Origin of the sequence: Myxococcus llanfairpwllgwyngyllgogerychwyrndrobwllllantysiliogogogochensis (assembly GCF_006636215.1) — a bacterium.
Classification (GTDB): Bacteria; Myxococcota; Myxococcia; order Myxococcales; family Myxococcaceae; genus Myxococcus; species Myxococcus llanfairpwllgwyngyllgogerychwyrndrobwllllantysiliogogogochensis.
This window is the reverse complement of sequence record NZ_VIFM01000817.1, coordinates 1-430: the sequence shown is the minus strand read 5'-3', so window position 1 is coordinate 430 and position 430 is coordinate 1. Positions and strand designations below refer to the sequence as shown.

Genomic DNA, 430 nt, shown 5'->3' with positions numbered 1-430 from the left:
GAACTAGATATTTTAAATGCTTATTCTATGCTTTTTTACAAATACAAACAGTGTGAGATACAGATTAGAAAGATTAAGGAGTTAAATGAGGAATGATCCTCATTTACATCTATTCTAGAACTTCTGCTTTGTATTTTTCATACTCGGCTTCACTGATACACCTTTTTTCTTTCAATCCTCTTAAAAATTCTAAATCTCTCATTTTAGATATTTTTTGTTCTCGTCTATAAGGTTTTTTAACCGCTAAATACAAAATACATCCAAAAATGCCAAAGAAAAACCCAACTATACCCCACCATAAGCTGCTCATATTTCTTTGTTTAGCATCATAAGAAAGTTCAAAAGCACATACAACAGCAAAGATAAAATACACAAGTCCTGCAATTTCCATTTTTACTCCTTTTTAATTAAAAATTGTCACATTTTACTT

1 protein-coding gene is annotated in these 430 nt (G+C 29.3%); it reads right to left on the bottom strand.

What is annotated here, in order from left to right; translation table 11 throughout:
- Positions 1-109: 109 nt before the first annotated feature.
- Entirely contained in the window at positions 110-391 is a 282-nt protein-coding gene (locus FJV41_RS50680) for a PLDc N-terminal domain-containing protein (protein WP_002870263.1), read from the bottom strand.
- Positions 392-430: the final 39 nt, after the last annotated feature.

Bases quoted from the DNA above. Each gene is read 5' to 3' on its own strand.
- FJV41_RS50680 (WP_002870263.1), bottom strand. From the start codon at position 391: ATGGAAATTGCAGGACTTGTGTATTTTATCTTTGCTGTTGTATGTGCT.